22 protein-coding genes are annotated in these 25,794 nt (G+C 66.6%); 15 read left to right on the top strand and 7 right to left on the bottom strand.

Going from position 1 to position 25,794, the window contains the following annotated elements:
* The first annotated feature begins 79 nt into the window (after positions 1–79).
* From KYT87_RS15400 to KYT87_RS15390, 3 genes are all read left to right on the top strand, one after another.
* Positions 80–1,429 carry an MFS transporter gene (locus KYT87_RS15400; RefSeq protein ID WP_046806718.1) on the top strand — a complete coding sequence of 450 codons (1,350 nt, stop codon included), beginning with the start codon at positions 80–82 and terminating at the stop codon, positions 1,427–1,429.
* Complete coding sequence (locus KYT87_RS15395) at positions 1,426–2,445, top strand: histone deacetylase family protein (protein ID WP_104145799.1); 1,020 nt, start codon at positions 1,426–1,428, stop codon at positions 2,443–2,445. The genes KYT87_RS15400 and KYT87_RS15395 overlap by 4 nt, the downstream gene beginning before the upstream one ends.
* 67 nt (positions 2,446–2,512) lie before the next feature.
* Complete coding sequence (locus KYT87_RS15390) at positions 2,513–3,484, top strand: LysR family transcriptional regulator (protein ID WP_104145800.1); 972 nt, start codon at positions 2,513–2,515, stop codon at positions 3,482–3,484.
* Between the two features lie 46 nt (positions 3,485–3,530).
* Here KYT87_RS15390 and KYT87_RS15385 read toward each other — a convergent pair whose 3' ends face one another.
* The gene (locus tag KYT87_RS15385; protein ID WP_219990269.1) at positions 3,531–6,005 is read right to left on the bottom strand and encodes an ABC transporter permease subunit; all 2,475 of its coding nucleotides are present in this window, start codon (positions 6,003–6,005) and stop codon (positions 3,531–3,533) included.
* A 63-nt stretch (positions 6,006–6,068) separates the two neighbouring features.
* Entirely contained in the window at positions 6,069–7,088 is a 1,020-nt protein-coding gene (locus tag KYT87_RS15380; protein ID WP_219990268.1) for an amino acid ABC transporter substrate-binding protein, read from the bottom strand.
* Positions 7,089–7,257: 169 nt separating this feature from the next.
* On the opposite strand from KYT87_RS15380, the gene KYT87_RS15375 reads away from it, so the two are divergent.
* Entirely contained in the window at positions 7,258–8,397 is a 1,140-nt protein-coding gene (locus tag KYT87_RS15375; RefSeq protein ID WP_219990267.1) for an aminotransferase class V-fold PLP-dependent enzyme, read from the top strand.
* 38 nt (positions 8,398–8,435) lie between these two features.
* Complete coding sequence (locus tag KYT87_RS15370) at positions 8,436–9,731, top strand: O-acetylhomoserine aminocarboxypropyltransferase/cysteine synthase family protein (protein ID WP_219990266.1); 1,296 nt, start codon at positions 8,436–8,438, stop codon at positions 9,729–9,731.
* Here the strand turns inward: KYT87_RS15370 and KYT87_RS15365 are convergent.
* Positions 9,728–10,678, bottom strand: a complete 951-nt coding sequence (locus KYT87_RS15365) for an AraC family transcriptional regulator (RefSeq protein ID WP_219990265.1) — start codon at positions 10,676–10,678, stop codon at positions 9,728–9,730. The two genes, KYT87_RS15370 and KYT87_RS15365, sit on opposite strands and share 4 nt — an antisense overlap.
* A gap of 237 nt (positions 10,679–10,915) precedes the next feature.
* Here KYT87_RS15365 and KYT87_RS15360 point away from each other — a divergent pair, with 237 nt between their 5' ends.
* From KYT87_RS15360 to KYT87_RS15340, 5 genes are all read left to right on the top strand, one after another.
* The gene (locus KYT87_RS15360; RefSeq protein WP_120157503.1) at positions 10,916–11,470 is read left to right on the top strand and encodes a carboxymuconolactone decarboxylase family protein; all 555 of its coding nucleotides are present in this window, start codon (positions 10,916–10,918) and stop codon (positions 11,468–11,470) included.
* On the top strand, positions 11,470–12,603 hold the full coding sequence (locus KYT87_RS15355) for an acyl-CoA dehydrogenase family protein (protein WP_219992683.1): 1,134 nt from the start codon (positions 11,470–11,472) through the stop codon (positions 12,601–12,603). Before KYT87_RS15360 ends, KYT87_RS15355 begins: the two co-directional genes overlap by 1 nt.
* A 104-nt stretch (positions 12,604–12,707) precedes the next feature.
* The gene (locus tag KYT87_RS15350; RefSeq protein WP_219992682.1) at positions 12,708–13,505 is read left to right on the top strand and encodes an ABC transporter ATP-binding protein; all 798 of its coding nucleotides are present in this window, start codon (positions 12,708–12,710) and stop codon (positions 13,503–13,505) included.
* A 32-nt stretch (positions 13,506–13,537) separates the two neighbouring features.
* Positions 13,538–14,728 carry an ABC transporter substrate-binding protein gene (locus tag KYT87_RS15345; RefSeq protein ID WP_219990264.1) on the top strand — a complete coding sequence of 397 codons (1,191 nt, stop codon included), beginning with the start codon at positions 13,538–13,540 and terminating at the stop codon, positions 14,726–14,728.
* Between the two features lie 341 nt (positions 14,729–15,069).
* Complete coding sequence (locus KYT87_RS15340; protein WP_046806748.1) at positions 15,070–15,819, top strand: ABC transporter permease; 750 nt, start codon at positions 15,070–15,072, stop codon at positions 15,817–15,819.
* A 163-nt stretch (positions 15,820–15,982) separates the two neighbouring features.
* Here KYT87_RS15340 and KYT87_RS15335 read toward each other — a convergent pair whose 3' ends face one another.
* Positions 15,983–16,552 (bottom strand): surface-adhesin E family protein, encoded by a 570-nt coding sequence (locus KYT87_RS15335; RefSeq protein ID WP_046806728.1) that lies wholly within the window; start codon positions 16,550–16,552, stop codon positions 15,983–15,985.
* Positions 16,553–16,696: 144 nt separating this feature from the next.
* Between KYT87_RS15335 and KYT87_RS15330 the strand changes: the two genes are divergently transcribed.
* Positions 16,697–18,016 (top strand): hypothetical protein, encoded by a 1,320-nt coding sequence (locus KYT87_RS15330; RefSeq protein WP_104145807.1) that lies wholly within the window; start codon positions 16,697–16,699, stop codon positions 18,014–18,016.
* Positions 18,017–18,182: 166 nt separating this feature from the next.
* On the opposite strand, the gene KYT87_RS15325 is transcribed toward KYT87_RS15330, so the two are convergent.
* Positions 18,183–18,872, bottom strand: coding sequence for a GntR family transcriptional regulator (locus KYT87_RS15325; protein ID WP_046806730.1), 690 nt, complete (start codon positions 18,870–18,872; stop codon positions 18,183–18,185).
* Between the two features lie 119 nt (positions 18,873–18,991).
* On the opposite strand from KYT87_RS15325, the gene araD reads away from it, so the two are divergent.
* The 3 genes from araD (at position 18,992) to KYT87_RS15310 (ending at position 22,677) form a co-directional block, all read left to right on the top strand.
* Positions 18,992–20,722 (top strand): L-arabinonate dehydratase, encoded by a 1,731-nt coding sequence (gene araD, locus KYT87_RS15320; RefSeq protein ID WP_219990263.1) that lies wholly within the window; start codon positions 18,992–18,994, stop codon positions 20,720–20,722.
* Between the two features lie 133 nt (positions 20,723–20,855).
* Positions 20,856–21,566, top strand: a complete 711-nt coding sequence (locus KYT87_RS15315; protein WP_104145808.1) for a ribonuclease activity regulator RraA — start codon at positions 20,856–20,858, stop codon at positions 21,564–21,566.
* A gap of 121 nt (positions 21,567–21,687) precedes the next feature.
* Positions 21,688–22,677, top strand: coding sequence for a tripartite tricarboxylate transporter substrate binding protein (locus tag KYT87_RS15310; RefSeq protein ID WP_046806733.1), 990 nt, complete (start codon positions 21,688–21,690; stop codon positions 22,675–22,677).
* A 79-nt stretch (positions 22,678–22,756) separates the two neighbouring features.
* Here the strand turns inward: KYT87_RS15310 and KYT87_RS15305 are convergent, their stop codons facing one another.
* Positions 22,757–23,743, bottom strand: coding sequence for a tripartite tricarboxylate transporter substrate binding protein (locus tag KYT87_RS15305; RefSeq protein ID WP_219990262.1), 987 nt, complete (start codon positions 23,741–23,743; stop codon positions 22,757–22,759).
* A 203-nt stretch (positions 23,744–23,946) separates the two neighbouring features.
* On the opposite strand from KYT87_RS15305, the gene KYT87_RS15300 reads away from it, so the two are divergent.
* A complete protein-coding gene (locus KYT87_RS15300; RefSeq protein WP_219990261.1) occupies positions 23,947–24,846 on the top strand; it encodes a LysR family transcriptional regulator in 900 nt (299 codons plus the stop codon).
* A 14-nt stretch (positions 24,847–24,860) separates the two neighbouring features.
* Here the strand turns inward: KYT87_RS15300 and KYT87_RS15295 are convergent, their stop codons facing one another.
* Positions 24,861–25,784, bottom strand: coding sequence for a hypothetical protein (locus KYT87_RS15295; RefSeq protein WP_162941330.1), 924 nt, complete (start codon positions 25,782–25,784; stop codon positions 24,861–24,863).
* Positions 25,785–25,794 lie beyond the last annotated feature (10 nt).

The following is a 25,794-nucleotide window of genomic DNA, read 5'->3' as shown; positions in this document are numbered from 1 at the left end:
AATAAGAATTTTTCTTATGGCGAGGCCGGGGCTATAACGATTGGCTGATAGACCTCAACCTACGTAAGAGAGATAAGCCATGAGGGGAAATTCCGTGACGGGCCACCAACCGGTGCGCGCGTCGACCGCCGCTTTTGTTGGCACCATGATCGAGTGGTACGACTTCTACATCTACGCCACTGCTGCAGCGCTTGTGTTCGGCAAGTTGTTCTTTCCGTCCGCGTCGGGCTTTTACGGCACCTTGGCCGCGTTCGGCACTTTTGCCGTGGGCTTTTTCGCGCGGCCGCTGGGCGGCGCGATCTTTGGCCACATCGGCGACAAGATCGGCCGCAAGAAATCCCTGGTGATCACCTTGGTGATGATGGGCTCGGTCACGGTGCTGATCGGCCTGTTGCCCACACACGCGTCCATCGGCGTCTGGGCGCCCGTGCTGTTGATCCTGCTGCGCATCGTGCAGGGCATTGCCGTGGGCGGTGAATGGGGCGGCGCGGTGCTGATGGCCGGCGAACATTCGCCGGACAAAAGCAAGCGCACGTTCTTTGCATCGTTTGCGCAGCTGGGCAGCCCGGCCGGCCTGATCTTGTCGATGCTGATGTTCAAGCTGGTCACCGGGCTGGATGACGAGGCGTTTCTCAGCTGGGGCTGGCGCGTGCCGTTCCTGTTCTCGGCCGTGTTGCTGGTGGTGGGGTTCGTGATCCGCCTGAGCGTGAACGAATCGCCCGACTTCGTGGCCGAGCAGGCCGCACAGGCCACGCGCGCCAAGTCCGCCGCGCTGGCCGGCGCCAAGCCCGCGCAGGCGCCGCTGGCACAGGTGCTGCGCGGCGCGCCGGGGCTGCTGGCGCTGGCCGTGGGCGCCAATGTGCTGGGCATTGCCGGCTTCTATTTCACCAACACGTTCATGATTGCCTACACCACGCAGTACGTGGGCCTGAACCGCGCGGTGATCCTGGACTGCCTGCTGGTGGTGTCGATCATGCAGTTCTTCATCACGCCGCTGTCGGCCTACATTGCCAGCCGCGTGGGCAACCTGCGCTTTCTGGGCGCCATGGCGTTTGCGTCGATCTTCACGCCCTACGCGATGTTCAACCTGGTCGACCAGGGCTCGCTTACCAGTATTACGCTGGGGGTCGGCGTGGCGGTACTCTTCATGGGCGCCTACTACGCCGTTATCGCCGGCTACGTCAGCGACAGCTTTCCCACCCGCATCCGCTACACCGGCATTTCGATGGCATATCAGTTGTCGGGCGCCATCTTCGGTGGCTTGACGCCGCTGCTGGGTACGGTGCTGGCCGAGAATTTCAAGGGCCAGTGGTGGCCGCTGGCGCTGTTGTTCTCGGCGATTTCGTTGCTTTCCCTGGTTTCCGTCCTGCTGCTGGGCACTGTCGGCCAGCGCACCCAGAATTTTCAACTGAAGGATCAGCAAGCATGAAGGCATTTTTTCACGACGACCAGAAGCTGCATCATCCCCAGACCTATTTTTCACGCGGCAAGATGCGCACGCCGCAAGAAGTGCCGGCCCGCCTGGACGGCCTGGTGCAGGCGGCGCAGAAGCTGGGCTTTGACGTGCAGGCGCCGGCCGATCATGGCGCGGGCGCGCTGGCGGCGGTGCATTCGCTGGACTACCTGCGTTTTCTGCAAGACGCGCATGCCGACTGGATGAAGCTGCCGGGCGACTGGGGCGGCGAGGTGGTCTCGAACGTGTTCGTGCGTGAACCCAACGCCTTGCGTGGCGTGCTGGCCAAGGCCGGGCGTTACCTGGCGGACGGCAGCTGCCCCGTGGGCCCGCACACCTGGCAGTCGGCCTACTGGGCGGCGCAGTGCGCGGTGGCCGGCGCCGAAGCCTTGCTGGCCGGCGACCCGCACGCCTACGCCATCTGCCGCCCACCGGGCCACCATGCGCGGCGCGATGCGGCGGGTGGCTTTTGCTACCTGAACAACGCGGCCATCGCGGCGCAGCGGCTGACGTCGAAGTTTCCCCGCGTGGCCATCCTGGACACCGACATGCACCACGGGCAAGGCATCCAGGAAATCTTCTACGAACGCAACGACGTGTTGTACGTGTCGATTCACGGCGATCCTGAAAACTTCTACCCGGTGGTCGCGGGCTTTGAAGACGAGCGTGGCGCGGGCGCGGGCTACGGCTACAACATCAACCTGCCCATGCCGCACGGCTCCAGCGAAGCCGTGTTCTTTGACCGGCTGGCGCAGGCGCGCCGCGCCATCGAGCTATTCCAGCCGGACGCGCTGGTGCTGTCGCTGGGTTTCGACATTTTCGAGAAAGACCCGCAGGCCATGGTCAGCGTCACGGAAGACGGTTTCGAGCGCTTGGGCGGCGAGGTCGGCGCGCTGCGCCTGCCCACGCTGATCGTGCAGGAAGGCGGCTACTATATCGACGGATTGGAATCCAACGCGTCGCGCTTCTTCGCGGGGCTGACCGGCGTCTGAAACACGGGGCATCGGCGGGGCCGGCGTGGATTCCACCCGGCCTTTTTTTCGCCCTTGACCCCACGCCATGCCCCAGCCGCCCGTTCGCACTGTTCCGTCACAACCGCTTGCCCCCGAACGCATGGACTGGAACCTGCTGCGTACCTTCATGTTTGTCGTGCAAGAGCGCGGCGTGGGTCGCGCGGCGCAAGCGCTGCACCTGAGCCAGCCGGCGGTCAGCCAGGCGCTGAAGCGGCTTGAAGATGCAGTGGGTGGGCTGCTGCTGCACCGGCGCAACGGCGAATTCCGTCTGACCGGCCTGGGCGATGAAATCTACGCCATTGCCCGCGACATGTACGGCACGATGGCGCGCATTGAAAACGCCACCACCCAGGACCGCGCCGAAATTGCCGGTACGCTGCGGCTGCTGGTCATGAGCAAGGTGCAAAGCCCGGCCTACGACGATTTCCTGGCGCAGTTTCACCGGCGCTATCCCAAGATTGAGTTTCACGTGGATGTGCTGCCCAGCGCCGCCATCCTGGACGCCCTGGCCAAGCGCGTGCCTGCCCTGGGCATCTGCCTGTGCCGCAAACCGGTTGACGCGCTGGAGCGGCGGCTATTTCTGCGCCACCATTACGCGGTCGTCTGCGGCCGTCATCATCCGCTGTTCTCCAAGCCGCGCGTCAGCCTTGAAGACCTGATGGACCAGAACTTCGTGTGCTTCGCCAGCGACCAGATCGGCGATACGCTATCGCCCTTGACGATCTTTCGCGATCAGCAGGGGTTTACCGGTCGCATCGTGGGCACCTCGCCCAATATCGAAGAGATACGCCGCATGGTGGTGGCCGGCATCGGCCTGAGTTTCCTGCCCGAACATTTGATACGCCAGGATGTGATGAGCGGTGACCTGCGCCGGCTGCCGCCCGCGGAGTCGGTGGCCGAGATCGATGTGTTCCTGACCTGGCACAAGCAACGCAAGCTGAGCACGGTGGAAGTCGCGTACCTGAGCGCCTTCGACCGTTTCCTGAACCGCATCCCGCTGGATTCGCGCGCGGGGTGACGGCGCCGGGCCGGCGCGCGCCTGCCAAGCGCGGCTACCGAAGGCGCTAACCCGCGCGCGTTTCCATGCGCCGGGCCACGCGTGACAGCGCCAGGCTGGCGCCGAAATACAGCAGCGCCACCGCCAGGTAGACCTCAACGTGATAGGGCCGCCAGTCGGTGCCCGCGACCACCGCCTTGGCCGCGCCCAATACGTCGAAGACGCCGATGATGCTGACCAGCGAGGTGTCTTTTACCGCGCCCACGAACACGCCCAAGGCGGCCGGCGCGGCGATGCGGCGGGCTTGTGGCCAGATCACCGTGGCATAGGCCGTGAACGGCCGCATGCCCAGCGCGCGCGCCGCCATCATCTGGCCGGGCGGAATCGCTTGCAGTGCGCCGCGCAGCACCTCGGCCAACAGACACGCCGTATGCAGGGTCAGCGCGGCTAACGCCATGCTGAACTTGGACACGTTGCCGCCTAACAGCATGGGCAACACGAACGAGGCGAACAATAGTTGGGTCACCAGCGGCACGCCGCGCACCGCTTCGATCAGGCCGGCTGCCGCCATCGACCCGACCCGGCTGCCGGACCGGCGCAGCAGCGCCAGCGCAAAGGCCAGCGGCACGGCGGCGGCCAGCGCGGCAATGGCCAGAATCAACGTGACCAGCAAGCCGCCCCAGCGTTGCGGCCCGATTGGCGTGCCGCCCCAGGGCCACCCGGACAAGGCGGAAACGGCGATGGCCAGCAGCGTCAGAAGTAATCCAGGCAGCAGTGCCGGCAGGAACTTCGGCGGCAGCTTGGGCAGCAGCTTGGGCAGAAACTTCGGCAGCCACTTCGGCAGCAACTTCGGCAGCAACGCCGGCAGCGAACCTGGCGTGCGCCTCGGCTGCAACGCGACGAGCGAGCCCAGCAGGCGCCCCGGCACCGACCCGACCCGGCGCCGGCGCGCGGCCAGGCCGCCTGCGCCCAGCGTTAACGCGATGCCTGCGACCAGTGCCGCGCAGGCGACCAGCGCCGGGCCCCGGTCGCCCGGAGCCATCGTGCCAAAGACCAGCAGCGGCAGGTTTTGGCCCACGGCCGCCCAGCATGCGCCGGCGGCGCGCGCGCAGGCTTCGGGCTCGCCATGCCATACCGCGCCCAGCACGGCCCAGTCCAGCAACGCCCACGTCGCCATCGCAAGCGCCAGTGTGATGGCCACCGTCATGGCAAGCCGGAATCCGGCGACCAATACCGCCGTGATTGCCCAGGCGTACGTCGCCCTTGTTGCCAAGGTCAATGGCGCGGTGATCGCCGATGCCAAGGCTTGCCGTGTTGCTGGCGCCGTCAGCCCGTTCAGCGTGACCTGCGCAAGCTTGCCGCGCCTGCGTCGGTGGCCGTCCGTGGCGTTCCAGCGGGGTCGGTCACCCAGGCGCGGCCCGTGCGTGTCGCCCGGACCATGCCGTGCGTGGCGCGCATTCCAGGCCGACAGGCCGCCGCCCACCAGCAGCGCCAGGCTCAGGTAAATGGCCAGCGCCAGCGCAATGCCTTCCAGCGCCAACCCCGTCTGCGTGATGGCGGTGTTGATGACGGCCATCAGTTCCTGGTAGCCGATGGCAATGGCCAAGGTGCTGTTCTTGATCAGCGCCAGGCATTGGTTGGCGTAAGGCGGCAGCGCCACCCGCACGGCATAGGGCGCAATCACCCGCTGCATCACGGCGCGCGGCTTCAAGCCCATGGCCTGGCCGGCTTCCACTAGCCCCAGCGGCACCGCGCGCACGGCGGCGCGCACGATGTCGGCGATGTAGGCGGCGTGAAAGACCACCAGCCCGATCAGCAGCGCCACGAACTCGATGCTGGGTTGCCAGCCGCCATGCAGCCCCAAGCCACGCTTGACCGGCAAGTCTATCTGCACGGCGGGCAGCAACGCCCAAGCGAACAGGACGGCGGCGGCCAGCGCCGCATACACCGCGCGCGGGCAGGCGCGGCGTCGCGCCCAGGCGGCCAGCGCCAACGCGGCCATCACCACGGCGGCATACGGCAAGCAGCCATGCAAGGCGGGCAGGGCCAAGCCCCGATTGGACAGCAATACGGATGGCAACGGCGACCAGGCTTGCCGGGCATCCGGCAGCCGCAACAGCACCCCATACCAGACGAACAATTGCAGTAACACCGGCGTGTTGCGCAGCGGGGCGATGATGGCGGCTGCGGCGCGCGCCGCCAAGGCGTTTGCCGATAGCCGCATCAAGCCCAGCGCGATGCCCAGCAACGTCGCCAGCGCAATCGCCAGGACGGCCACGGTCAGCGTGTTGACCAGGCCCGCCGCAATCGACATCCAGTAAGGATCGTCAGGCGTGACGCTCAACAGGCTTTCCGAAATGCGAAAGCCCGACGGCTGAAGCAGGAAGCCGAATCCGCCTTGCACCCCGCGCGCGGCCTGTACGCCTTCGATGTGCGCCAGCAACACGGCGGCCATGCCGCCCAGCACCAGCGTCCATGCCAGCGTGGGCAGCCAGCGGCGCAGGAAGCCGGGCGGCGCAAAGGGAAGTGTGGTTGCAGTCATTGAAGTCTTGCCCATGCAAAAGGCGGGCCGGTGGCCCGCCCGCCGCGTTCAGTCCTTAGCGCTTCACTGGAATGGCGGCGAATACAGCAGGCCGCCCTTGTTCCATTGCGCATTCAGGCCACGGTCCAGTTTCAGCGGGGTGTTGGCGCCCAGGTTGCGGTCCCACACTTCGCCGTAATTGCCCACGGCCTTGATGGCGTTCTTGGCCCAGCTTTCGTCCAGGCCGAAGCTTTTGCCGATGCCCGGGTCCACGCCCAGCAGGCGGCGTACCTGTGCGTCGGTGCTTTGCGATTGGGCGTCGGCATTGGCCGACGTCACGCCCAGCTCTTCGGCGGCCACCAGCGCGTTGACCGTCCACCGCACAATGGCGGCCCAGTTGGGATCGTCCTGCCGAACGAAGGGGCCAAGCGGCGACTTGTTGATGCGTTCGGGCAGGATGACGAAGTCGTCCGGCTTGGCGGCGCGCGCCGCGCGGCTGGCGGCCAGCGTGGACGCGTCCGACAGGTACACGTCGCAGCGGCCGGCGTAGAAGGCCTGTTCCAGTTCGACCAGGTTTTCAATCACCACGGGCCGATACGTCAGCTTGTTCTTCTTGAAGTAGTCGACCAGGTTCTGTTCATTGACGGTGCCCGGCTGCACGCAGACCTGCGCGCCTTCAAGCTCGGTGGCGCTTTTGACGCCCAGCTTGCGTGGCACCAGAAAACCCTGGCCGTCGTAGAACACGATGCCGGCCGACGCAATGCCCAGGCCCGCGTCACGGCTGGACGTGATGGTGGTGTTGCGGTTCAGTACGTCGATTTCGCCGGACTGTAGCGCGGGAAAGCGCTGCTGCGAACTCAAGGGCACGAAGCGGGTTTTGTTCGCGTCGCCCAGCACGGCGGCGGCCAGCGCGCGGCACAGGTCGGCGTCCAGGCCGGTCCAGCGGCCGTCCTTGTTCGCAATCGACAAGCCGGCCGACCCTTGGCTGACGCCGCAAACCAGTTCGCCGCGCTTCTTGATGGTATCGACGGTGCCTGCCTGCGCCACGCCCGCGGCCAGCGCCACCGCCACGCCCGCCGCCTTCCAGAATTGAATCAATCGCATGCCGTTCCCGTATCGTATGTATGCAAGAAAGGCATGAATTCTAGGGGCGCGCCCGCGATATCCGAGCGACTGTATCGTCATATCAATATAAGAACTAAGCCTTATCCAGATGCGCATCGGGTCCCTAGAATTCGGCCATACCAAGTTGCAATCCACAGGAAGGCCGCGCATGAGCTGGCAGGACGAATTCAGGCAGTTATTTCCCATCACGCGTGACAAGGCCTACGCCAACATCGCCTACACCAGCCCGCTGTCGCCCAAGGTGGCCGATGCGGTGGCACAGTTTTTTGAGGGCATCACCCATGCCCGCAGCGACAAGCCGCAATGGCTGCGCGATGCCGATGCGTTGCGCGTGCGCCTGGCACGTCTGATCGGCGGCGACGCCCGGCGGCTGGCCTTCACCAAGAACACCACCGAAGGCTTGAACACCGTGGCGCAGGGCCTGCCCTGGCAACCCGGCGACAACCTGATCGTGGATGATCAGGAACATCCCACCAATGCCTTGCCGTGGTTGAACCTGCGCCGCCACGGCGTGCAGGTGCGCGTGGCGGCGGCGACGTCGCATCGCTATACGGTGGACGATTTATGGCAGCACGTGGATGCGCGCACCCGTCTGATCGCGGTGTCATGGGTGCAGTACGGCACCGGCCTGCGTACCGACATTGCCGAGCTGGGCCGCCGCTGCGCACAGCGCGGCATCTGGCTGGTGGTCGATGGCATCCAGGGGGCAGGGCTGCTGCGCGCGCGGGTAGACGAATGGCAGGTGGACGCCTTCGCCAGCGGCGCGCACAAGGGCATGCTGGGTCCGCTGGGCGTGGGCCTCTTGCATGTGTCGGAAAAATTGCTGGACGCGCTGGACCCGCTTTACGTGGGGCCATCGGGCGTCACTACCTTGGACAAGTCGGGCCTGCAATGGCAGGTGGGCGTGGCGGACGCGGGCGACGCGCGCCGTCTGGAAACCGGCAACCTCAACTACCCGGGCATCGCGGGTTGGGCGGGCGCGCTGGATCTGATCGAAGGCGCCGGCCCGGATCGCATCGAACCCTGGGTGCTGGAACTGTCGCACGCCTTGCACGACGGCTTGCGGGCGCAGGGGGTGGCCGTGGTATCGCCGTCCGACCCCGAATTGCGCAGCACCACAACGGCGTTGCGCGTGGCCGACCCGGCCGCCGCGCTGGCGCATTTGACGCGCGCCGGTGTGGTGGCCAGCGTGGTGGAGTATGGTTACGTGCGCTTGTCCGTCGGCGCCTATAACAATCACGCGGACATCGACCGTATCCTGAGCGCCACGCGCGCCCTGGCGGCCTGATCCGCAAACTCGAATCAACGACATTCCTGGAGAGACACATGACTGAACCGAAGAAGCCCAACTGGCGCCTGGAAACCGTGGCCGTGCATGGCGGCTACCGCCCCGACCCGACCACGCGCGCCGTTGCCGTGCCCATCTATCAAACCGTTGCCTACGCGTTCGATGACACGCAGCATGGCGCCGACCTGTTCGACCTGAAGGTGCCGGGCAACATCTATACCCGCATCATGAACCCCACGACCGACGTGCTGGAGCAGCGCGTGGCGGCCCTGGAAGGCGGCATTGCCGCGCTGGCGCTGGCCTCGGGCCAGTCGGCCGTGACCTATGCCATCCTGACCATCGCGGAAGCGGGCGACAACATCATTTCGTCCAGCACGCTGTATGGCGGCACCTACAACCTGTTCGCGCACACGCTGCCGCAATACGGCATCACCACGCGCTTTGCCAACCCCAGCGACCTGGCCGCCTTCGAAGAGCAGATCGACGATCGCACCAAGGCCATCTTCGCGGAATCGGTCGGCAACCCGCTGGGCAACATCACCGACATCGCCGCGCTGGCCGACGTCGCGCACCGCCATGGCCTGCCGCTGATCGTGGACAACACCGTGCCGTCGCCATACCTGCTGCGCCCCATCGAGCACGGCGCCGACATCGTGGTGCAATCGCTGACCAAGTACCTGGGCGGCCACGGCACCAGCCTGGGCGGCGCCATCATTGATTCCGGCAAATTCCCGTGGGCCGAGCACAAGGCGCGCTTCAAGCGCCTGAACGAACCGGACGTGAGCTACCACGGCGTGGTCTACACCGAAGCATTCGGGCCGGCCGCCTACATCGGCCGCGCGCGCGTCGTGCCGCTGCGCAACACGGGCGCGGCGATCTCGCCGTTCAACTCGTTCCAGATTCTGCAAGGCATCGAAACGCTGGCGCTGCGCGTGGACCGTATCGTTGAAAACGCGGTCAAGGTGGCGAACTTCCTGCGTGAACATCCGAAGGTGGAATGGGTGAACTACGCGGGCCTGCCGGACCACCCCGACCACGCGCTGGCGCAGAAGTACCTGGGCGGCAAGGTGCCGGGCCTGTTCACCTTCGGCGTGAAGGGCGGCCGCGACGCGGGCGCGCGCTTCCAGGACGCGCTGCAACTGTTCACGCGCCTGGTCAACATCGGTGATTCCAAGTCGCTGGCGACCCACCCGGCATCCACCACGCACCGGCAGCTGAATCCCGAAGAGCTGCAAAAGGCAGGCGTGCGCGAAGAAACGGTGCGCTTGTCCATCGGCATCGAACACATCGACGACCTGATCGCCGATCTGGAACAAGCGTTGGCGCAGGTTTAAGCGCCGCCCGGCGGGCGCTTGCGCAGGGCCGAGGGCGCGACGCCCTCGGTGCGCTGAAACACCCGGCTGAACGCAGCCTGCGATTGATAGCCCACCCGCTCCGCCGCATCCTGTATGCCCATGCCCTGGCTCAGATACCGGCGCGCCACGCGCATGCGCAGCAATTGCAGCAGCTGCGCGGGCGTGGTGCCGCTTTGCAGCGTGAAGCGTCGGTGGAACGTGGCCTTGGACATATGCAGGCGGTCGGCCATGTCCTGCATGCTCCAGGGCGCGGCGGGCTGCGCCAGGATGGCTTGCAGCAGGCTGGCCATGGCGGGGTCGCGCGCCAGCACGAACAGCCCGTAGGCCTGACGATCATGCACGGCCAGATGGCGCAGCATGAAGAAGATCAGCAGATCGGTCAGCCGTTCCAGCACCACGGGCGAGCCGCCCGGCGTGGGCGCGGTGTCGGCGGTTTCGGCCAGGATCAGGTCGAACACGCCGCGCGCCGTGCGAAAGCGCTCGTCCTGGGCGCGCAGCACCAGGTAGTCGGGCAGGGTGTCGGCCAACAGGTCGGCCAGCCCAGGCCGGAATTGGAAAAAGCCGCAGGCCAGGCCCGTGCCATCGGCCTGCCGGGGCAGCAGCGGCTCCATGGCGCGGCACAGCGCGGTGCCGGGCGCCACGGCATCAAGCGGCGTCAGCGCATGCGGAATATCCCGCAGGAAAAATATGCCGTCGCCGGCGGCAAGCGTCAGCGTGTCCAGCTCGGCGCCCTGGCTGTCATGCAGTGCAACGCGGCATTGGCCGTGCAGAATCAGATGAAAGCTGGCGCGCGCGCGGCCGCTGGTGCTGGCGGACCAATTGCCGCAATACTGGCCCAGGTGATACAAGCTGGATTGCACTTCCAGGCTGGACAGAAGCAGCGCGTCGACGGCGGCTTGATCGGTAGGGGAGGCGTCGTTGGGCAAGGTCGGCAGGCGTGGCGGTGGCGAAGGTGGGGGCGGAGCTTGGGGGCGGTGCTGGTGACGGTAACTCGCAACTGATCTGGTCCAGTGACCATCGCAGTTTCGGCTGGTTATAAGCGCATAGCTGAAAGTCGATAAGATCTAGCATCAAGTTGCGATCTTCGCGCATTGTCGCTTGTGGCCGGGCGCCCGCACAATATTGTTTTCAACCTTGTCTTGAACGACACCCAGGAGATCCACATGGCCCGTTTGCCCGTCCATACCGCGCAAAGCGCTCCCGAACCCACGCGCGCCGCGCTGGCCGCCGCGGAGCAGGGCGCGGGATACCTGTCCAATCTGCTGGGCGTGCTGGCCAATGCGCCGGTGGCGCTGGAAGCCTATCAAACCCTGTCGCAATTGAACGCGCGCGCCGGCCTTAGCTTGCAGGAACGCGAGGTGGTGCAACTGGTGGCGGGCACGCGTCACGGCTGCACGTTCTGCGTGGCGGGCCACACCGCCATCGCCCGCAACAAGGCGCGCTTGTCGCCCGAGGTTGTCGATGCGCTGCGGGCGCAAGGCGTGCTGCCCGACCAACGCCTGCAAGCGCTGGCGGCGTTCACCGAAGCGGTGATCGACACCCGCGGGCGCGTCAGCGACGACGCACTGCAAGCGCTGCGCGATGCCGGCTATACGGACGGCAACGCGCTGGAAGTAATTGTGGGCGTGGGGCTGGCCACCATCTGCAACTTTGGCAATAACCTGGCGCAGACCCCGCTGAACGAGCAGCTGCGTGACTACGCCTGGAGCGGCGCGTGATGGCGGCGCAAGCCTTGAACCCCGACGCAGGCCTGCGCCTGCCTGACGATCTGGCAGCGTGGCTGGCCGACCATGCCGACGCGCTGGACGACGGCACCCAGGACGCCGCCACCGTGCTGCCCAGGCTGGCGCGGGCCGGCATCTTTCGTATCGGTGTGCCGCAAGCGCAGGGCGGGCTGGGCGGTACGGACATTGGTGACGCCATCGAAGCCGTGTCGCAAGTGGCCGAGTATTCGGTTGCCAGCGCCTTCGTGGCGTGGGGCCAGCGTGTCTTTATCGAATACCTGTTGCGCAGCCCGAACGCGGGCTTGGCGCAACGTTGGTTGCCCGCGCTGTTGTCGGGCGAACAAGCCGGCGCCACCGCGCTGTCGAACGCGATGAAGTTCTTGTCGGGCATCGAATCGCTGCAAATCAGCGCGCGCGAATCCGAGGGCGCCTGGGTGCTGGACGGCCGCATGCCGTGGGTGACGAATCTGCGGCCCCACGGCTTTCTGGTGGCGGCCGCCGTCAGCGCACCCGACGGCACGCCGGCCGTGGTGGCGTTGCCGCACGATATCGCGGGGCTGGTGCGCAGCCCCGACCTTTCCCTGATGGCCTTGCAGTCGAGCAATACGGCGGCGCTGGAGGTGCAGGGCGTGCGCATCGATCCGGAGTGGCTGATCCACCCTGACGCGCGCCAATATCTGCCCGGCGCCCGGCCGGCTTTTGCGGGGCTGCAATGCGGCTTGTCCATCGGCCTAGCGCGGCGCGCCTTGCAGGCGGCGGCGCAAAGCGGGCAGGGGCAGGCGTCGCGGGGCATCCTGGGCGAACCCCTGGCGGCGTTGCGCGCGCAGGTGCAAGCCCTAAGCGCAAGGCTGATCGAGGGGGTGCGCTCGGGGCGTTTCGTCACCGAGCCCTGGGCGTTGTTCGAGATCCGCATCGCGCTGGCCGAGGCCGCGCAGCAGGCGGTGCAACTGGAACTGCAAGCCAGCGGCGGCGCAGCGTATCTGACCAGTGCCGGCGCGGGCTTCGCCCGGCGGTGGCGCGAGGCGGCTTTCCTGCCCATCGTCACGCCCAGCCTGGTGCAGTTGAAAACCGAATTGGCCAAGCGCCAGGCCAAGCTGGCGGCCGAAGCGGCCGGGATCGCGGTATGACGGCGGCTGAGCCGCCGGTGAGCACGACGACGGGCGAGCGGCCGGGGCCCATGACGGCGGGCGAGCTGCCTGTGCGCAGCCCCAAGGGCGCGCCGCCGCTGCACCTGACGGCGGGCGCGCCACCAGTGTTGCAGGCCCGCGGCCTGGCCCTGCGCTATCCCGCCGCACCGGCGCCGGTCTTTGAAGCGGTCGACCTGGACCTGGCGCGCGGCGAAGTGGTGGCGGTGCTGGGCGCCAGCGGCGCGGGCAAATCCAGCCTGCTGCGCGTGCTGGCGGGCCTGCAAGGGGCCACTGCCGGATCGCTGCTGATGGAAGGCGCGCCGCTGACCGGCGTGCACCCGCGCGTGGCGGTGGCGTTTCAAGACCCCAGCCTGTTGCCGTGGCTGTCCCTGGAACGCAATGTGGCCTTCGGGCTGGACTTCAAGCATCAACCGGCGTTGGCGGACGCGCAGCGCCGCGCGCGCGTGGACCAGGCCATTGACGAAGTCGGCCTGTCGCATGCGCGGCACCTGCGCCCCGCGCAATTGTCCGGTGGCATGGCGCAGCGCACCGCCTTGGCGCGTTGCCTGGCGCGCCAGCCGTCGGTGTTGCTGCTGGACGAGCCGTTCGGCGCGCTTGACGAAGTCACGCGCGGCGACATGCAACTGCTGCTGCGCAAGGTGGTGGCAGATTTCCAGACCGCCGCCGTGCTGATCACCCACGATATCGACGAAGCGCTGGTGCTGGCTGACCGCATCGTGCTGCTGGGCGGCGCGCCCGGCCGCATCCTGGGCACCTGGCAAGTTGACCTGCCGCAGCCGCGCGCCGACCTGTTGCCTGAAATGGGCGCGCTGCGCCTTGAAATCCTGACCCGCTTGCGCAGTGCGCTGCGCGCGGGTCATGTTGCGTCTGTACCGGCCTGACCGGATTCCGATTCCCAAGCAAGGAGTATTTGATGTGCCTGGAACACATGTCGCGTCGCGACTGGTTGAAACTATCGGCCCTGCTGACGGCAGGTGGCGCAGCGTCCTTGCTGTCGGCGTTCAACGCCCGCGCGCAAACCGAGCCGGACGCGCCCGTGCGCATCGGCTATCTGCCCATTACCGACGCCGCGCCGCTGCTGGTGGCGCATAACAATGGCCTGTTCGAGAAGGCCGGGGTCAAGGCAGAAAAGCCCACGCTGCTGCGCAGTTGGGCGCAGGTGATCGAAGCGTTTATTTCCGGGCAGGTCAACGTCGTGCATCTGCTGTCGCCCATGACCGTGTGGGCACGCTTTGGCAGCCAGGTGCCGGCCAAGGTGGTGGCATGGAACCACGTGGGCGGGTCCGGCCTGACCGTGGCGCCTGCTGTCAACAGCGTCAAGGAACTGGGCGGCAAGACGGTCGCCATTCCGTTCTGGTATTCCATCCACAACGTCATGCTGCAATATCTGCTGCGCGAAAACGGCTTGACGCCGGTAGCGCGCAAGGACGGTTCGGCGGGCGCCAATGAGGTCAACCTGGTCGTCATGGCGCCCGCCGACATGCCGCCCGCGCTGGCGCAGAACCGCATCGCCGGCTACATCGTGGCCGAGCCGTTCAATTCGCTGGCCGAAACGCTGGGCGTGGGCAAGGTGCTGCGTTTTACCGGCGACGTCTGGCGCAACCACGCGTGCTGCGTGGTGTTCATGCACGAGCGTGACCTGGAACAGCGGCCGGCGTGGTCGCAAAAGGTGGTGGACGCCATCGTGCAGGCGCAGCTGTGGATTCGGGACCATCGGGCCGAGACGGCGCAACTGCTGTCCAAGGAAGGCATCAACCGCTACACGCCGCACGCCTTGCCGGCGCTGACCAAGGTGCTGGCGCCGCCCGCGTCCGACCGAGAGCAGTACCTGGCCAGCGGTGCCATTCGCCATGCCGATTGGGATGAGCGCCGGATCGAATTCCAGCCGTATCCCTTTCCCAGCTACACCGAAGAGCTGGTGCGCCGCCTGCGCGACACGGTGATCGAGGCCGACCGGGGCTTTCTTGCCGACCTGGACCCAGCCCGCGCGGCGCGCGAGTTGGTGGACGACCGCTACGTCAAGCGCGCCATCGAATCCGTGGGCGGCCTGAGCCGCTTCGGCTTTCCCGACGCCTACAGCCGGACTGAAATGGTGCAGGCGTGACGGCACGGGAATCGCTTGCCGGCGGGGCGGTAGACGGTATGGCACAACCGGCACAACCCGCACAAGCGGCACAAGCGGCACAACCGGCACAAGCGGCACAAGCGGCACAAGCGGCACAAGCGGCACAAGCGGCACAACCCGCACAAGCGCCACAACCGGCACAAACCGAGCACACCGAGCACACCGAGCGCACCGAGCGCACCGAGCGCACCGAGCGCACCGAGCGCACCGGGCACACCGGGCAAACCGGGCAAACCGAGCACGCCGGGCAATCGCCACAATCGCCGTCCGTGGCATCCACGACGCGGGCCGGGCGGACGGTTCGCGCCGGGGCGGGATCCCTGGGCCTGGGCGCGCGATGCGCGCTGGGCCTGGGGGGCCTGGCTGCGCTGCTGGCGCTGTGGTGGCTGGGCACGGACGTGCTGTCGCCGGCCGGCGGCATGGCGCGGCGCTTTTCGCCGGGCGCCACATTCATCAGCCTGGCCGAATTGCTGACGGCGTCCGACCTGCCGATGCACATCCTGGTCAGCCTGCGGCGCATCGGCGTGGGCCTGGGCTTTGCGCTGGCCATCGGCGTGCCGCTGGGCCTGGCCATCGGCAGTTGGCGCCGCCTGGAAGCCACGGTGTCGCCCGCCATGCAGTTCCTGCGCATGATTTCGCCGCTGTCCTGGATGCCGATAGCCGTGATGGTGTTCGGCGTGGGCGACGATCCGGTCTATTTCCTGCTGACATTCGCCGCCGTCTGGCCCATCGTGCTGAACACGGCGGCCGGCGTGCAGCAGCTGGACCCGCGCTGGTTACAGCTGGCGCAAAGCGTGGCGGCCACGCGTTGGGAGACCTTGCGCAGCGTGATCTTGCCCGGCGTGCTGGGCCACATCCTGACCGGCGTGCGCCTGGCCATCGGCATTTTGTGGATTGTGCTGGTGCCGTGCGAGATGCTGGGCGTGTCGGCGGGGATGGGGTATTTCATCCTGGACACGCGTGACCGGCTGGCCTATTCAGAACTGATGGCCATGGTGTTGATGATCGGCGTGCTGGGCTTTCTGCTGGACGCGGCGGCGCGCGGCTTGTATCGGTACTGGCGCGGATAGAGCGCAAGCAGGGCGCAGGTAGGGCGCAAGCAGGGCGCAAGCAGGGCGCGGACAGGGCGAGGACAGGGCGCGGACAGCGTGCGGACAGGGCGCGGACAGGGCGCGCATAGACAGAGCGCAGCAAGCGATGCCACTGCGCGGCGGGGTCGGCGCCCGCCGCCTGTCACTTGCGCGCGTTCTTGCCCGGCGCCGGGCAGACCACGCCGCGCAGCTTGCGTTGCACGGGGTCCCGCGCGACCGGCGCATTGTGGATGCCCGCCACGGGTATCGATTCCACCAGCGCGCCGGTGGCGTTGTTGCCGGCGTAGTGCTGGGTCTGCGTGACGGTGTAGGTGTTGGCGCTGCAATTCAAAATGATGGGCTGCGACACCGACGCGTAAGGCTGGCCGTTGGTCTCGGACACGCGCGGCTGCGCGTAAAACCAGGCCACGGTCACCGCCATCACCACCGGGCGGTCGGACATGGGCGCGATGGACGCGCTGTCATAGAACACACCGGGCATCGCTTGCGGGTCCAGCGGCGTCCAGACCGGGTCGCCGCCAAAGGTCATGCCGGATACGCCCAGGTCGCGCGGCACGATGTTGACGGCGCAGGCGTCGGCGGGAATCGGATCGCCTTCGCGTACGGTCACCGCCGCGCAAACATCCGGCGCGACGGCTTTTGCGGGCTGCCCCCAGGCGGCTGCCCCGAAAACGAGCAGGGCTAGGGTAAGCGGGGCGAGCCTTGCAATCATGTCCGGGTTCCGTGTGTGGCCGATGCGGCGTAAGAGTATGTCACGCCAGTATAGAGAACGTTGCGCAACGCGCTATAGTTTCGCCCATTCTCCAAACGCCACCGGCCAAATGGTTGGTCTTCATCCCCCGTATGTGTTGTCGCCATGAACCTTAGACTGCTTGCCAGCGGCGTCGCCATCGCCGTCGCGGCGGTCTTGGGCTATGGCATCTACCAGTTGGTGCCGATGGGCCAGCCGTTGACCCGCAGCGAAGTCATCGGCGAACTTAACGGCTTGCCGCTGGCCTCGTCCTCGCGCGTGTCGCTGCAACGGTTTGGTGAACGACAACTGTTGATCGGCCAGCGCCTGGTCGGCGCCAAGGACCTGGCCAACCTGGAACGCGCGCCGCTGCTGGACGCGCAACTGCCCGGCTACGACGCGCGCCAGCCCCCGCCCTGGCAACTGGCCGACACGCGCAACCTGATCTATGGCGGGCAGGGCACCGGCGTGTTCGAGCTGCTGGGGTCGGTGCGCGGGGATACCGGCGTCAGCGTAATCGGCGCGCCCGACGGCGGCACGCTGTATCTGGTGACCGCTGCGCCTTCGGCCGGGCAGGGCGAGTCGCCCTCCGGCTGGGACACGCTGCGGTCGGACGACCTGGGCAAGACCTGGACCTACGCGCCCGATGTCACGCTGGGCGGCTCGCGCCAGTACACCGTATTCCTGACCGGTCAGCGCGTCATCGCGCTGGAACGCCACGAATCCGGGCAGCGCCTTTTGGTCAGCGAAGATGGCGCGCGCCACTGGGCGGCCACGCGGCTGGACGACCAGGTCTGGCCCGACGCCAGCGCGTTCGATCGCGCGTTCCGCGAAGCCGCCGAACGGCCCGGCAACCCGCGCGCCGACGACCAGTTGGCCTACGACTGGTCACTCTATCCGCTGGACGACACGCACGCCGTCGGCTGGAGCTGGCGCACGCGGGTCAGCCTGAATGCGTCCCACGGCAACGAAGTGCTGGAGACGCGGCGTTTCGAAGTGGAATTCCAGGACGGCGCACCGCCCGGCTTTCGCATCACGCAGGGCGTGCCGCCCGTGCCCGCGCCAGCGCCGGACGACCTGTACACGCGCGACCAGGCCGTGTTTCAGACCCAGGGCGACGCCATCTATGAACTGGACAAAGCGGATCGCTCATGGCGGCGCCGCGCGGTATCGCCCAGCGTGCAGGGCACGCCAAGCTGGATCGGCGACGCCTGGTTTGGCCCCAACGCGTGGGTCATCAAGACCTACGCCGACCATTTGTTGTCGTTCAACGAATACACCAAGACGTACTTCTATACGCGCGACCACGGCAAGACCTGGCGCCCGTTTCAAATGCCGCAGGATGTGGAAACCGGCCTGATCGGGCTGGACTTGTCCGGCGACGGCCTGTTGTCGCTGGCCGAGCGCGACGGCAAGACGGTCATCCGGCGGTATCCGCTGGACTAGGCGCAGGCCGGGCCGCGTTGGCGGGCCGGAAGGCTGGCTGGCGGGCAGGCAGGCAGGAAGGCAGGCCGGCGGGCAGGAAGGCCGGCAAGCACGCAGGCCGGCAGGAGGGCAGGCAGGAAGGCTGATGCGCGTTTGGCCGTCGCGCTATCCCCGCCGATCTATCCCGCTATTGCTCCAGCACGTATTCCGGATACCGCTTGCAGATCTCGGCCACCTGGCTCAGCGTGCCCGACAGATGCTCGCGCAGCACGCGCTGCGCGCCGGCCGGGTCTTGCGCCACGATGGCGTCCAGCAGGCGTTGATGGTCGTCCATGATGCGTTCCGCCTTGCCGGCCTCGGGCAGATGCAGCCGGCGCAAGCGATCCAGGTGCCCGCTGTAGCGCTGCTCCAGTTCCCACAGGCTGTGCACGCCCGCCGCCGTGTGCATGTCGCGGTGAAACGCCTGATCGGCGTTGATGAACTGCTGGTATTGCCCGCTGGCGTGGCTGGCGTGCTGCAAGTCGATGCTGGCTTGCAGGCGCTGGTGCAGGATGGGGTCGGGCCGTTGCGCCAGCATGTGCACGATTTCAAGCTCCAGCGATTGCCGCAGGAAATGCGCCTGGCGTGCCGCCGGGATGTCGATGCGGCTGACCACCGTGGTGTGCTGCGGATAAATCTCCACCAGCGCCTCTTCCGCCAGCCGCATCAGCGCGTCGCGAATCGGCGTCTGGCTCAGGCCATAGGTTTCGGCCAGCGTCACGCGGGACAGGGGCGCGCCGGGGGCGAGCTCCAGCGACACGATCTGTTCGCGTAGATGTTCGAAGACCTGAGGCGCCGCGTGGCGCGAACGGTCCAGTCTTAGCTTGGGGCTTTGCATCGCTGGCCTGGCGGGGTACGGGGTAAAGCCCGCAGTGTAGCGGGTTTCCACCTAGCTGACGCACTAATGTATTAGTGTTTAAATGGCTTCATCCCCACCCCGCCTTTCTGAATTCCCCCATGAAACGTACCTACGAAAGTCTGCGCAGCGCCGCCTGGATGGCCAAGGATGACCTGCGTTCGTTCGGCCACCGTTCACGCATGATGCAGATGGGCTACGGCCCGGACGACTGGGTCGGCCGGCCCATCATCGCCATCATCAACACCTGGTCGGACCTGAACCCCTGTCACAGCCACTTCAAGCAGCGCGTCGAAGACGTGAAGCGCGGCGTGTTCCAGGCGGGCGGCTTTCCGGTGGAGCTGCCGGCGATCTCGGTGTCGGAATCGTTCGTCAAGCCCACCACCATGCTGTATCGCAACTTCCTGGCCATGGAAACCGAAGAACTGCTGCGCAGCCACCCGGTCGATGGCGCGGTGCTGATGGGCGGGTGCGACAAGACCACCCCGGGCCTGTTGATGGGCGCCATCAGCGCCGGGCTGCCGTGTGTGTACGTGTCCGCCGGCCCCATGCTGCGCGGCAACTGGAAGGGCAAGATACTGGGATCCGGCTCGGACGCCTGGAAGCTCTGGGACGAACGCCGCGCCGGCAAGATCACGCAAGAACAATGGACCGAAGTGGAAGGTGGCATCGCGCGCAGCTACGGCACCTGCATGACGATGGGCACGGCCAGCACCATGACGGCCATTGCCGAAGCCATCGGCATGACGCTGCCGGGCGCGTCGTCGATTCCGGCGGCTGACGTGAACCACATGCGCATGTCCGCCGAATGCGGCCGCCGTGTGGTGGAAATGGTCTGGGACGATCTCACCCCGCAACGCATCCTGAACATGGCGTCGTTCAAGAACGCCATCAACGTGGCCATGGCCATGGGCTGCTCGACCAACGCCATCATCCACCTGGTGGCCATGTCGCGCCGCGCGGGCCACGCCGTCGGCCTGGAAGACTTTGATGCCGCCAGCCGCAAGGTGCCCGTCATTGCGAACATCCGGCCCAGCGGCGACACCTACCTGATGGAAGACTTCTATTACGCTGGCGGCCTGCCCGCGTTGATGACGCGCCTGGAAGGGCACCTGGACCTGTCGGCCATGACGGTGACGGGCAAGTCGCTGGGCGAGAACATCGCGGGCGCCGAGGTCTATAACGATGACGTGATCCGCAAGCTGGACACCGCCATCTACGACGAAGGCGCGCTGGCGGTCTTGCGCGGCAACATTGCGCCGGACGGCTGCGTCATCAAGCCCAGCGCCTGCGCCCCGCAGTTCTTGCAGCACACCGGCCCCGCGCTGGTGTTCGACGACTACCCCAGCATGAAGGCGGCGGTCGATGACGAGAACCTGGACGTCACGCCCGAACACATCATGATCCTGCGCAATGCCGGCCCCCAAGGCGGCCCGGGCATGCCGGAATGGGGCATGCTGCCGATCCCGACCAAGCTGGTCAAGCAGGGCGTGCGCGACATGCTGCGCCTGTCTGACGCACGCATGAGCGGCACGAGCTACGGCGCCTGCATCCTGCACGCGGCGCCCGAGTCCTACGTGGGCGGCCCGCTGGCCTTCGTCAAGACGGGCGACCTGATCACCGTCGACGTGCCGGCGCGCAGCATCCACCTGAACATCAGCGACGAAGAACTGGCCGCGCGCCGCGCCGCCTGGACGCCGCCGCCCAAACGCTATGAGCGCGGCTACGGCTGGATGTATTCCAAGCACATCCTGCAAGCCAACGACGGCTGCGATTTTGACTTCCTGGAAACCGAATTCGGCGCACCGGTGCCGGAGCCCGAGATCTTCTAAGCGCAACGGCGGGCCACTGCCCGCCGCGCCGATCAGTTATCGCCTTTCATTTTTGCGAATTCATTCTTTGTGATTTCATTTTTGTGATTTCAATTTTGTTTTCCGCATTTTGCCCGGAGCCATCGTGTCCCAAATGAATCCCGAAACCCGTGCCCGCCTGTCCGGCATCAGCACGGCCACCCTGTGCACGGCGCTGTTCAAGCGCGGCCTGCGCAACCAGTTCATCCAGGATGTGCGTCCGCTGAACGCCAACCTGCCCAACATGGTCGGCCCCGCGTTCACGCTGCGCTACATCCCGGCCCGCGAAGACCTGAACACCATCAAGGTGTTCGAAGACCGCTCGCACCCGCAGCGCGTGGCGGTTGAGACCTGCCCGGAAGGCGCGGTGCTGGTCATGGACAGCCGCAAAGACGCGCGCGCCGCGTCCGCCGGCTCCATCCTGGTGACGCGGCTGATGAAGCGTGGCGTGGCCGGCGTGGTGACCGACGGCGGCTTTCGGGATTCGCCTGAAATCGCCGAGCTGGGCTTTGCCGCGTATCACCAGCGCCCCTCGGCGCCTACCAACCTGACCTTGCACCAGGCGCTGGACATCAACGCGCCCATCGGTTGCGGCGACGTGGCTGTGTGGCCGGGCGACATCGTCGTGGGCGACCGCGAAGGCGTGGTGGTGATCCCCGCGCATCTGGCCGATGAAATCTCGGTCGAAGCCGTGGAAATGACCGCGTTCGAAGACTTCGTGACCAGCCAGGTGCAGCAGGGCGCGTCCATCCTGGGCCTGTACCCGCCCACCGACCCGGGCACCAAAGACAAATTCGCCGCCTGGCGCAAAGCGCAGGGGCGGTAAGCCAAAACAGCAGGCCAAACACCAGGCCAACCCCTCAAGCCAAGGCCACCGAGCCTTGCCGCCGGCCATGCGGCCGGCGACCCCATACCTATAAGCAATAAATCAAGGCAGGAGACAAACCATGAACATGCAACGACGCAGTGCGTTGGCCGCGCTGCTGGCCGGCGCCGTCCTGGGCACGCTGGCCACCGCGGCAAGCGCCGCCGACTGGCCCGCGCAAAAGCCGATTTCCTATGTGGTGCCCTTTACCGTTGGCGGGTCCACCGACGTGGTGGGCCGCGTGCTGGCCCAGAAACTGGGCGACCGCCTGCACCAGAACGTGATCGTTGAAAACAAGCCCGGTGCGGCCGGCGGCATCGGCGCCACTTACGTGGCCAAGGCGGCGCCCGACGGCTACACCTTGTTCGGCGGCACCATCAGCACGCACGCCATCAACGCCAGCCTGTACAAGAACCTGAAGTACGACCCGGTCAAGGATTTCGAACCCGTTTCGCTGATCGCGTATCTGCCCAACGTGTTGCTGGTGGACCCGAACCTGGGCGTGAACTCGGTGGCCGATCTGATCGCGCTGCTCAAGCGCGACCCCGCCAAGCGCACGTTTGCCTCGTCCGGCGCGGGCACGTCCACCCATCTGGCGGGCGAATTGTTTTCCAGCATGATCGGGGTGCCGCTCACGCACGTGCCGTACAAGGGCACGCCGCCCGCCATGGTCGATGTGTCCTCGGGCGCGGTCACCTTCATGTTTGACCAGATGACCGCCGCGCTGCCGCTCTTACAAACGGGCAAGCTCAAGCTGCTGGCCGTGACCACCAAGGACCGCATTTCGCTCGCGCCCAACGTGCCCACGATGCAGGAAGCCGGCGTGCCGGGCTTTCAGATGGCGTCCTGGCAGGCGGTGTACGCGCCCAAGGGCACGCCCAAGCCGATCCTGGACAAGCTGGCCGCCGAAATCGCCATCATCCTGAAAGAGCCCGACGTGCAGGAAAAGCTGGGCAAGACCATGGGCATGGAACTGGTTGGCAGCACGCCCGACCAGTTGCGCGCCTTGATGGCCACCGAGATTCCGCGCTGGGCCGAAGTGGTGAAAAAATCTGGAGCGACGGTGGAATAAGCCGTATCAACGGATGGCAAAACGCCCACGGACGCGAAAGCGGCGTGGGCGTTTTTCTTGGGGCGGGACGCGGCCCCGGTCAGTTGATCTTGATATTGCGTTCCTTCACCAGCGTCTTCCACTGCGCCGTTTCCTTGGCCAGATGGTCGCGTAGCGCGTCCGGGGTGCTGCCGATCGATTCCGCGCCGATGGAATCCAGCGTCGCCTTGACCTTCGGTTCGGCCAGCGCGTTGCGCATGGCTTGGTTCAATTTCGCCACCACCTCAGGCTTGGTGCCGGCCGGCGCAAAGGCCGCAAACCACGGCATCAGTTCATAGCCCGCCACGCCGGCCTCCTGCATGGTGGGCACGTCGGGCAGGGCGGCCGAACGCTTGGCGGTGGTGACGCCCAGCGCGCGCAGCTTGCCCGTCGTGATGTGCGGCTTGGCCGACGTGATGCTATCGAACATGTAGTCCACCTGGCCGCCCAGCAAGTCGGCAACGGCCGGGCCGCTGCCCTTGTACGGCACGTGCAGCATGTCGACCCCGGTCATCGACACGAACAGTTCGCCCGCCAGATGAATCGATGTGCCGACTCCCGCCGACGCGTAGGTGTAGTGGTTGGGCTGGGCGCGGGCTTTGGTGATGACGTCCTGCACGCTGGTCGCGCCCGTGCGTGCCGGGTTGGTCACCAATACGTTGGGCACGACCGCCAGCAACGAGATCGGCGCAAAGTCCTTGATGGGGTCGTAGTTCAAATCCGCGTACAGCGCGGGGTTGACCGCCATGCCGTTGGCCACGATCAGGATCGTGTAGCCGTCCGGCTTGGCGCGCGCGACGCTGGCCGCACCGATGTTGCCGCCCGCGCCCGCGCGGTTTTCCACGATGACCGAGGTATTGAGCTGCTTGCTCATCGATTCGCCCAACGTGCGCGCGATGCTGTCCATGGCGCCGCCGGGCGGGAACGGCACGACCCACTTGATGGGATGGTCGGGGTAGCTGTCGGCCAGCGCGGCCGACGCGCCGCTTATCAGCGACAGGGCCACGACGGCGCGGGCTAAGGGTTTGGTCACATGGCGCAGGCGCATGGTTGTCTCCAAGGTGCTTGGTTTATTCAGGACGCGCTCTTGTCGGGCGGCGCGGCTTTGTCTTTGTGTGGGCGGCCCCACGCTTGCTGGATTCATACTTTTCCAGCCGAAGGGCCAGCAATCTTCGCAGTATGGCTTGTGCTTTTCCTTGGCGTCCAAGACTATATGGGTTTCCATTCATACCTTTCCAGTCTAGGTGACCCATGCAACTGAGGCACTTGCGTTACTTTCAGGCCGTGGCGGAAGAGGGCAGCTTCACCCGCGCCGCCGCGCGTTTGCATATCGCCCAGCCGCCGCTTAGCCGTCAGATCCGCCAGTTTGAAGACGAGCTGGGCGTGGTGCTGTTCGAACGCACCACGCGCGCGCTGCGGCTGACCGAAGCCGGCCGCTTTCTACTGGAACAGTCGCGGCTGTTGACCGCGCGCCTGGAAGAAGTGCTGGAAGGCACGCGCCGCCTGGGCCAGACCCAGCGCCGCTGGTTCGGCATCGGGTTTGTGCCGTCGACGCTGTATGGTTTTGTGCCGGAACTGATCCGCCAACTGCGCAGTGCCGACCCGCAAGTGGAAGTGGGCCTGACCGAGATGACCAGCCTGCCGCAGATCGAAGCGTTGAAGGCCGGGCGCATCGACCTGGGCATCGGCCGCATCCTGCTGGATGACCCGGCCATCGAACGCCGGGTGCTGATGACCGAACCGCTGATGGCCGCCGTGCCCTTGCATCACCCCTTGGCGGGACTGGCCAGCGTGTCCGTTGACCGCCTGGCGCAAGAACCCTTCGTGCTGTATCCCGCGCGCCCACGCCCGAACTTCGCGGATCACGTGCTGGGGCTGTTTCGCGCGGGCGGGCATGCGCTGCAAGTCGTGCAAGAGGCCAACGAATTGCAGACGGCAATCGGCCTGGTGGCGGCGGGTCTGGGCGTGTCCGTGGTGCCGGCGTCCGTGCAGCGTTTGCAGCGGCAGGACGTGGTGCACGTGCGCATCGAGGGGGACGGCTTCGTGTCGCCGGTTATCGCCAGCTATCGCAAGGACGACGGGTCGGAATTCCTGGCGCATGCGCTTGGGCTTGCGCAGTCGCTGGCCGTGCATGGCGCGGCGGACGCCTGACCGCTTTGCGCGCGTCAGAAGCTGACCGCCAGCCCCACTGAAAACCCCGACACGTTGTTGCCGAACACATAGCGGCCCACCAGCCGCGTGCGCGTGATGATGACGTCATACGCGCTGGAATCAAGCTCCAGCCCGGCGCCCACCGACGTCAGCCGGTCAAACCCCAACACGCCGCGCTGGTCGCCCAGGAATTCCGAATGCGTCAGCTCCAGCACATAGCGCAAGGGGCGTTGCAGCAGGGTGATGCCCGTGGGTGCCCGGTAGCGTGCCCACAGGTTGGCCGATTGCGCGATGGCGCTGCCCTGCACGGCCGCCGAACTGGAAAAGCTCTGCAGGCGGATGTCCGAATAGCGCAGCTCTACGTCCACCTCGTAGCCCGGCCGGTAATGCTCGTAGTCCAGCATCAAGGACCCGCCCAGGCCATAGGCATTGAGCGACCCGCGGTCCAGGAAGGTGACGTCCTTGCCCGTCTGGCGGCCCACGTACCAGCTTGCCGCGCGCAGGTCGCTGGTGACGTTGCCCAGCGCAACGTTGAAGATGGGTCGCAGCTTCAACTCGTCGGTCAGCTTGAAGTCCCAACCGATGCCGCCGGTGGCCGACAGGCTGTTCCATTTGGTCGGGATGTTGCGCGACTCGGTACCCTGGGTGGCCACGAAGGTGGGGTCGTAGCGGCTGCCGGCCAGCACCCCTTCCAGGTAGATCGGCACCGACTTTGAAATGGTGTCGCCGCCGCCCAGCTGCGTCATGAAAAATTCGCTGGACCCCGACGTGGACCCGCCGCCGCCAATGGACAGCGAACTGGTCGTGATGTCGGGCACGATGGAATACGACATCAAGGCCAGCACGCCGTTGGCGCGCTTTTGCAGATCGTCCTGCGTCAGGCGCAGCGTTTGCGCGCCTGCACCCGCGCCCACGACGCAAGCCACCGCCGCGACCACGCACGCCGAC

The sequence above is a fragment of the Achromobacter sp. ES-001 genome, assembly GCF_019448355.1.
GTDB lineage: Bacteria > Pseudomonadota > Gammaproteobacteria > Burkholderiales > Burkholderiaceae_B > Achromobacter > Achromobacter spanius_B.
Note: the sequence above shows the minus strand (reverse complement) of the source record. Positions and strands in the feature narration are given on the sequence as shown.

Coding starts and splice junctions, on each gene's coding strand:
- KYT87_RS15330 (WP_104145807.1), top strand. CDS start 16,697: ATGAACCTTAGACTGCTTGCCAGCGGCGTCGCCATCGCCGTCGCGGCG.
- KYT87_RS15370 (WP_219990266.1), top strand. CDS start 8,436: ATGACTGAACCGAAGAAGCCCAACTGGCGCCTGGAAACCGTGGCCGTG.
- KYT87_RS15380 (WP_219990268.1), bottom strand. CDS start 7,088: ATGCGATTGATTCAATTCTGGAAGGCGGCGGGCGTGGCGGTGGCGCTG.
- KYT87_RS15325 (WP_046806730.1), bottom strand. CDS start 18,872: ATGCAAAGCCCCAAGCTAAGACTGGACCGTTCGCGCCACGCGGCGCCT.
- KYT87_RS15360 (WP_120157503.1), top strand. CDS start 10,916: ATGGCCCGTTTGCCCGTCCATACCGCGCAAAGCGCTCCCGAACCCACG.
- KYT87_RS15395 (WP_104145799.1), top strand. CDS start 1,426: ATGAAGGCATTTTTTCACGACGACCAGAAGCTGCATCATCCCCAGACC.
- KYT87_RS15345 (WP_219990264.1), top strand. CDS start 13,538: ATGTGCCTGGAACACATGTCGCGTCGCGACTGGTTGAAACTATCGGCC.
- KYT87_RS15300 (WP_219990261.1), top strand. CDS start 23,947: ATGCAACTGAGGCACTTGCGTTACTTTCAGGCCGTGGCGGAAGAGGGC.
- KYT87_RS15315 (WP_104145808.1), top strand. CDS start 20,856: ATGAATCCCGAAACCCGTGCCCGCCTGTCCGGCATCAGCACGGCCACC.
- KYT87_RS15305 (WP_219990262.1), bottom strand. CDS start 23,743: ATGCGCCTGCGCCATGTGACCAAACCCTTAGCCCGCGCCGTCGTGGCC.
- KYT87_RS15335 (WP_046806728.1), bottom strand. CDS start 16,552: ATGATTGCAAGGCTCGCCCCGCTTACCCTAGCCCTGCTCGTTTTCGGG.
- araD (WP_219990263.1), top strand. CDS start 18,992: ATGAAACGTACCTACGAAAGTCTGCGCAGCGCCGCCTGGATGGCCAAG.
- KYT87_RS15355 (WP_219992683.1), top strand. CDS start 11,470: ATGGCGGCGCAAGCCTTGAACCCCGACGCAGGCCTGCGCCTGCCTGAC.
- KYT87_RS15310 (WP_046806733.1), top strand. CDS start 21,688: ATGAACATGCAACGACGCAGTGCGTTGGCCGCGCTGCTGGCCGGCGCC.
- KYT87_RS15385 (WP_219990269.1), bottom strand. CDS start 6,005: ATGACTGCAACCACACTTCCCTTTGCGCCGCCCGGCTTCCTGCGCCGC.
- KYT87_RS15375 (WP_219990267.1), top strand. CDS start 7,258: ATGAGCTGGCAGGACGAATTCAGGCAGTTATTTCCCATCACGCGTGAC.
- KYT87_RS15400 (WP_046806718.1), top strand. CDS start 80: ATGAGGGGAAATTCCGTGACGGGCCACCAACCGGTGCGCGCGTCGACC.
- KYT87_RS15390 (WP_104145800.1), top strand. CDS start 2,513: ATGCCCCAGCCGCCCGTTCGCACTGTTCCGTCACAACCGCTTGCCCCC.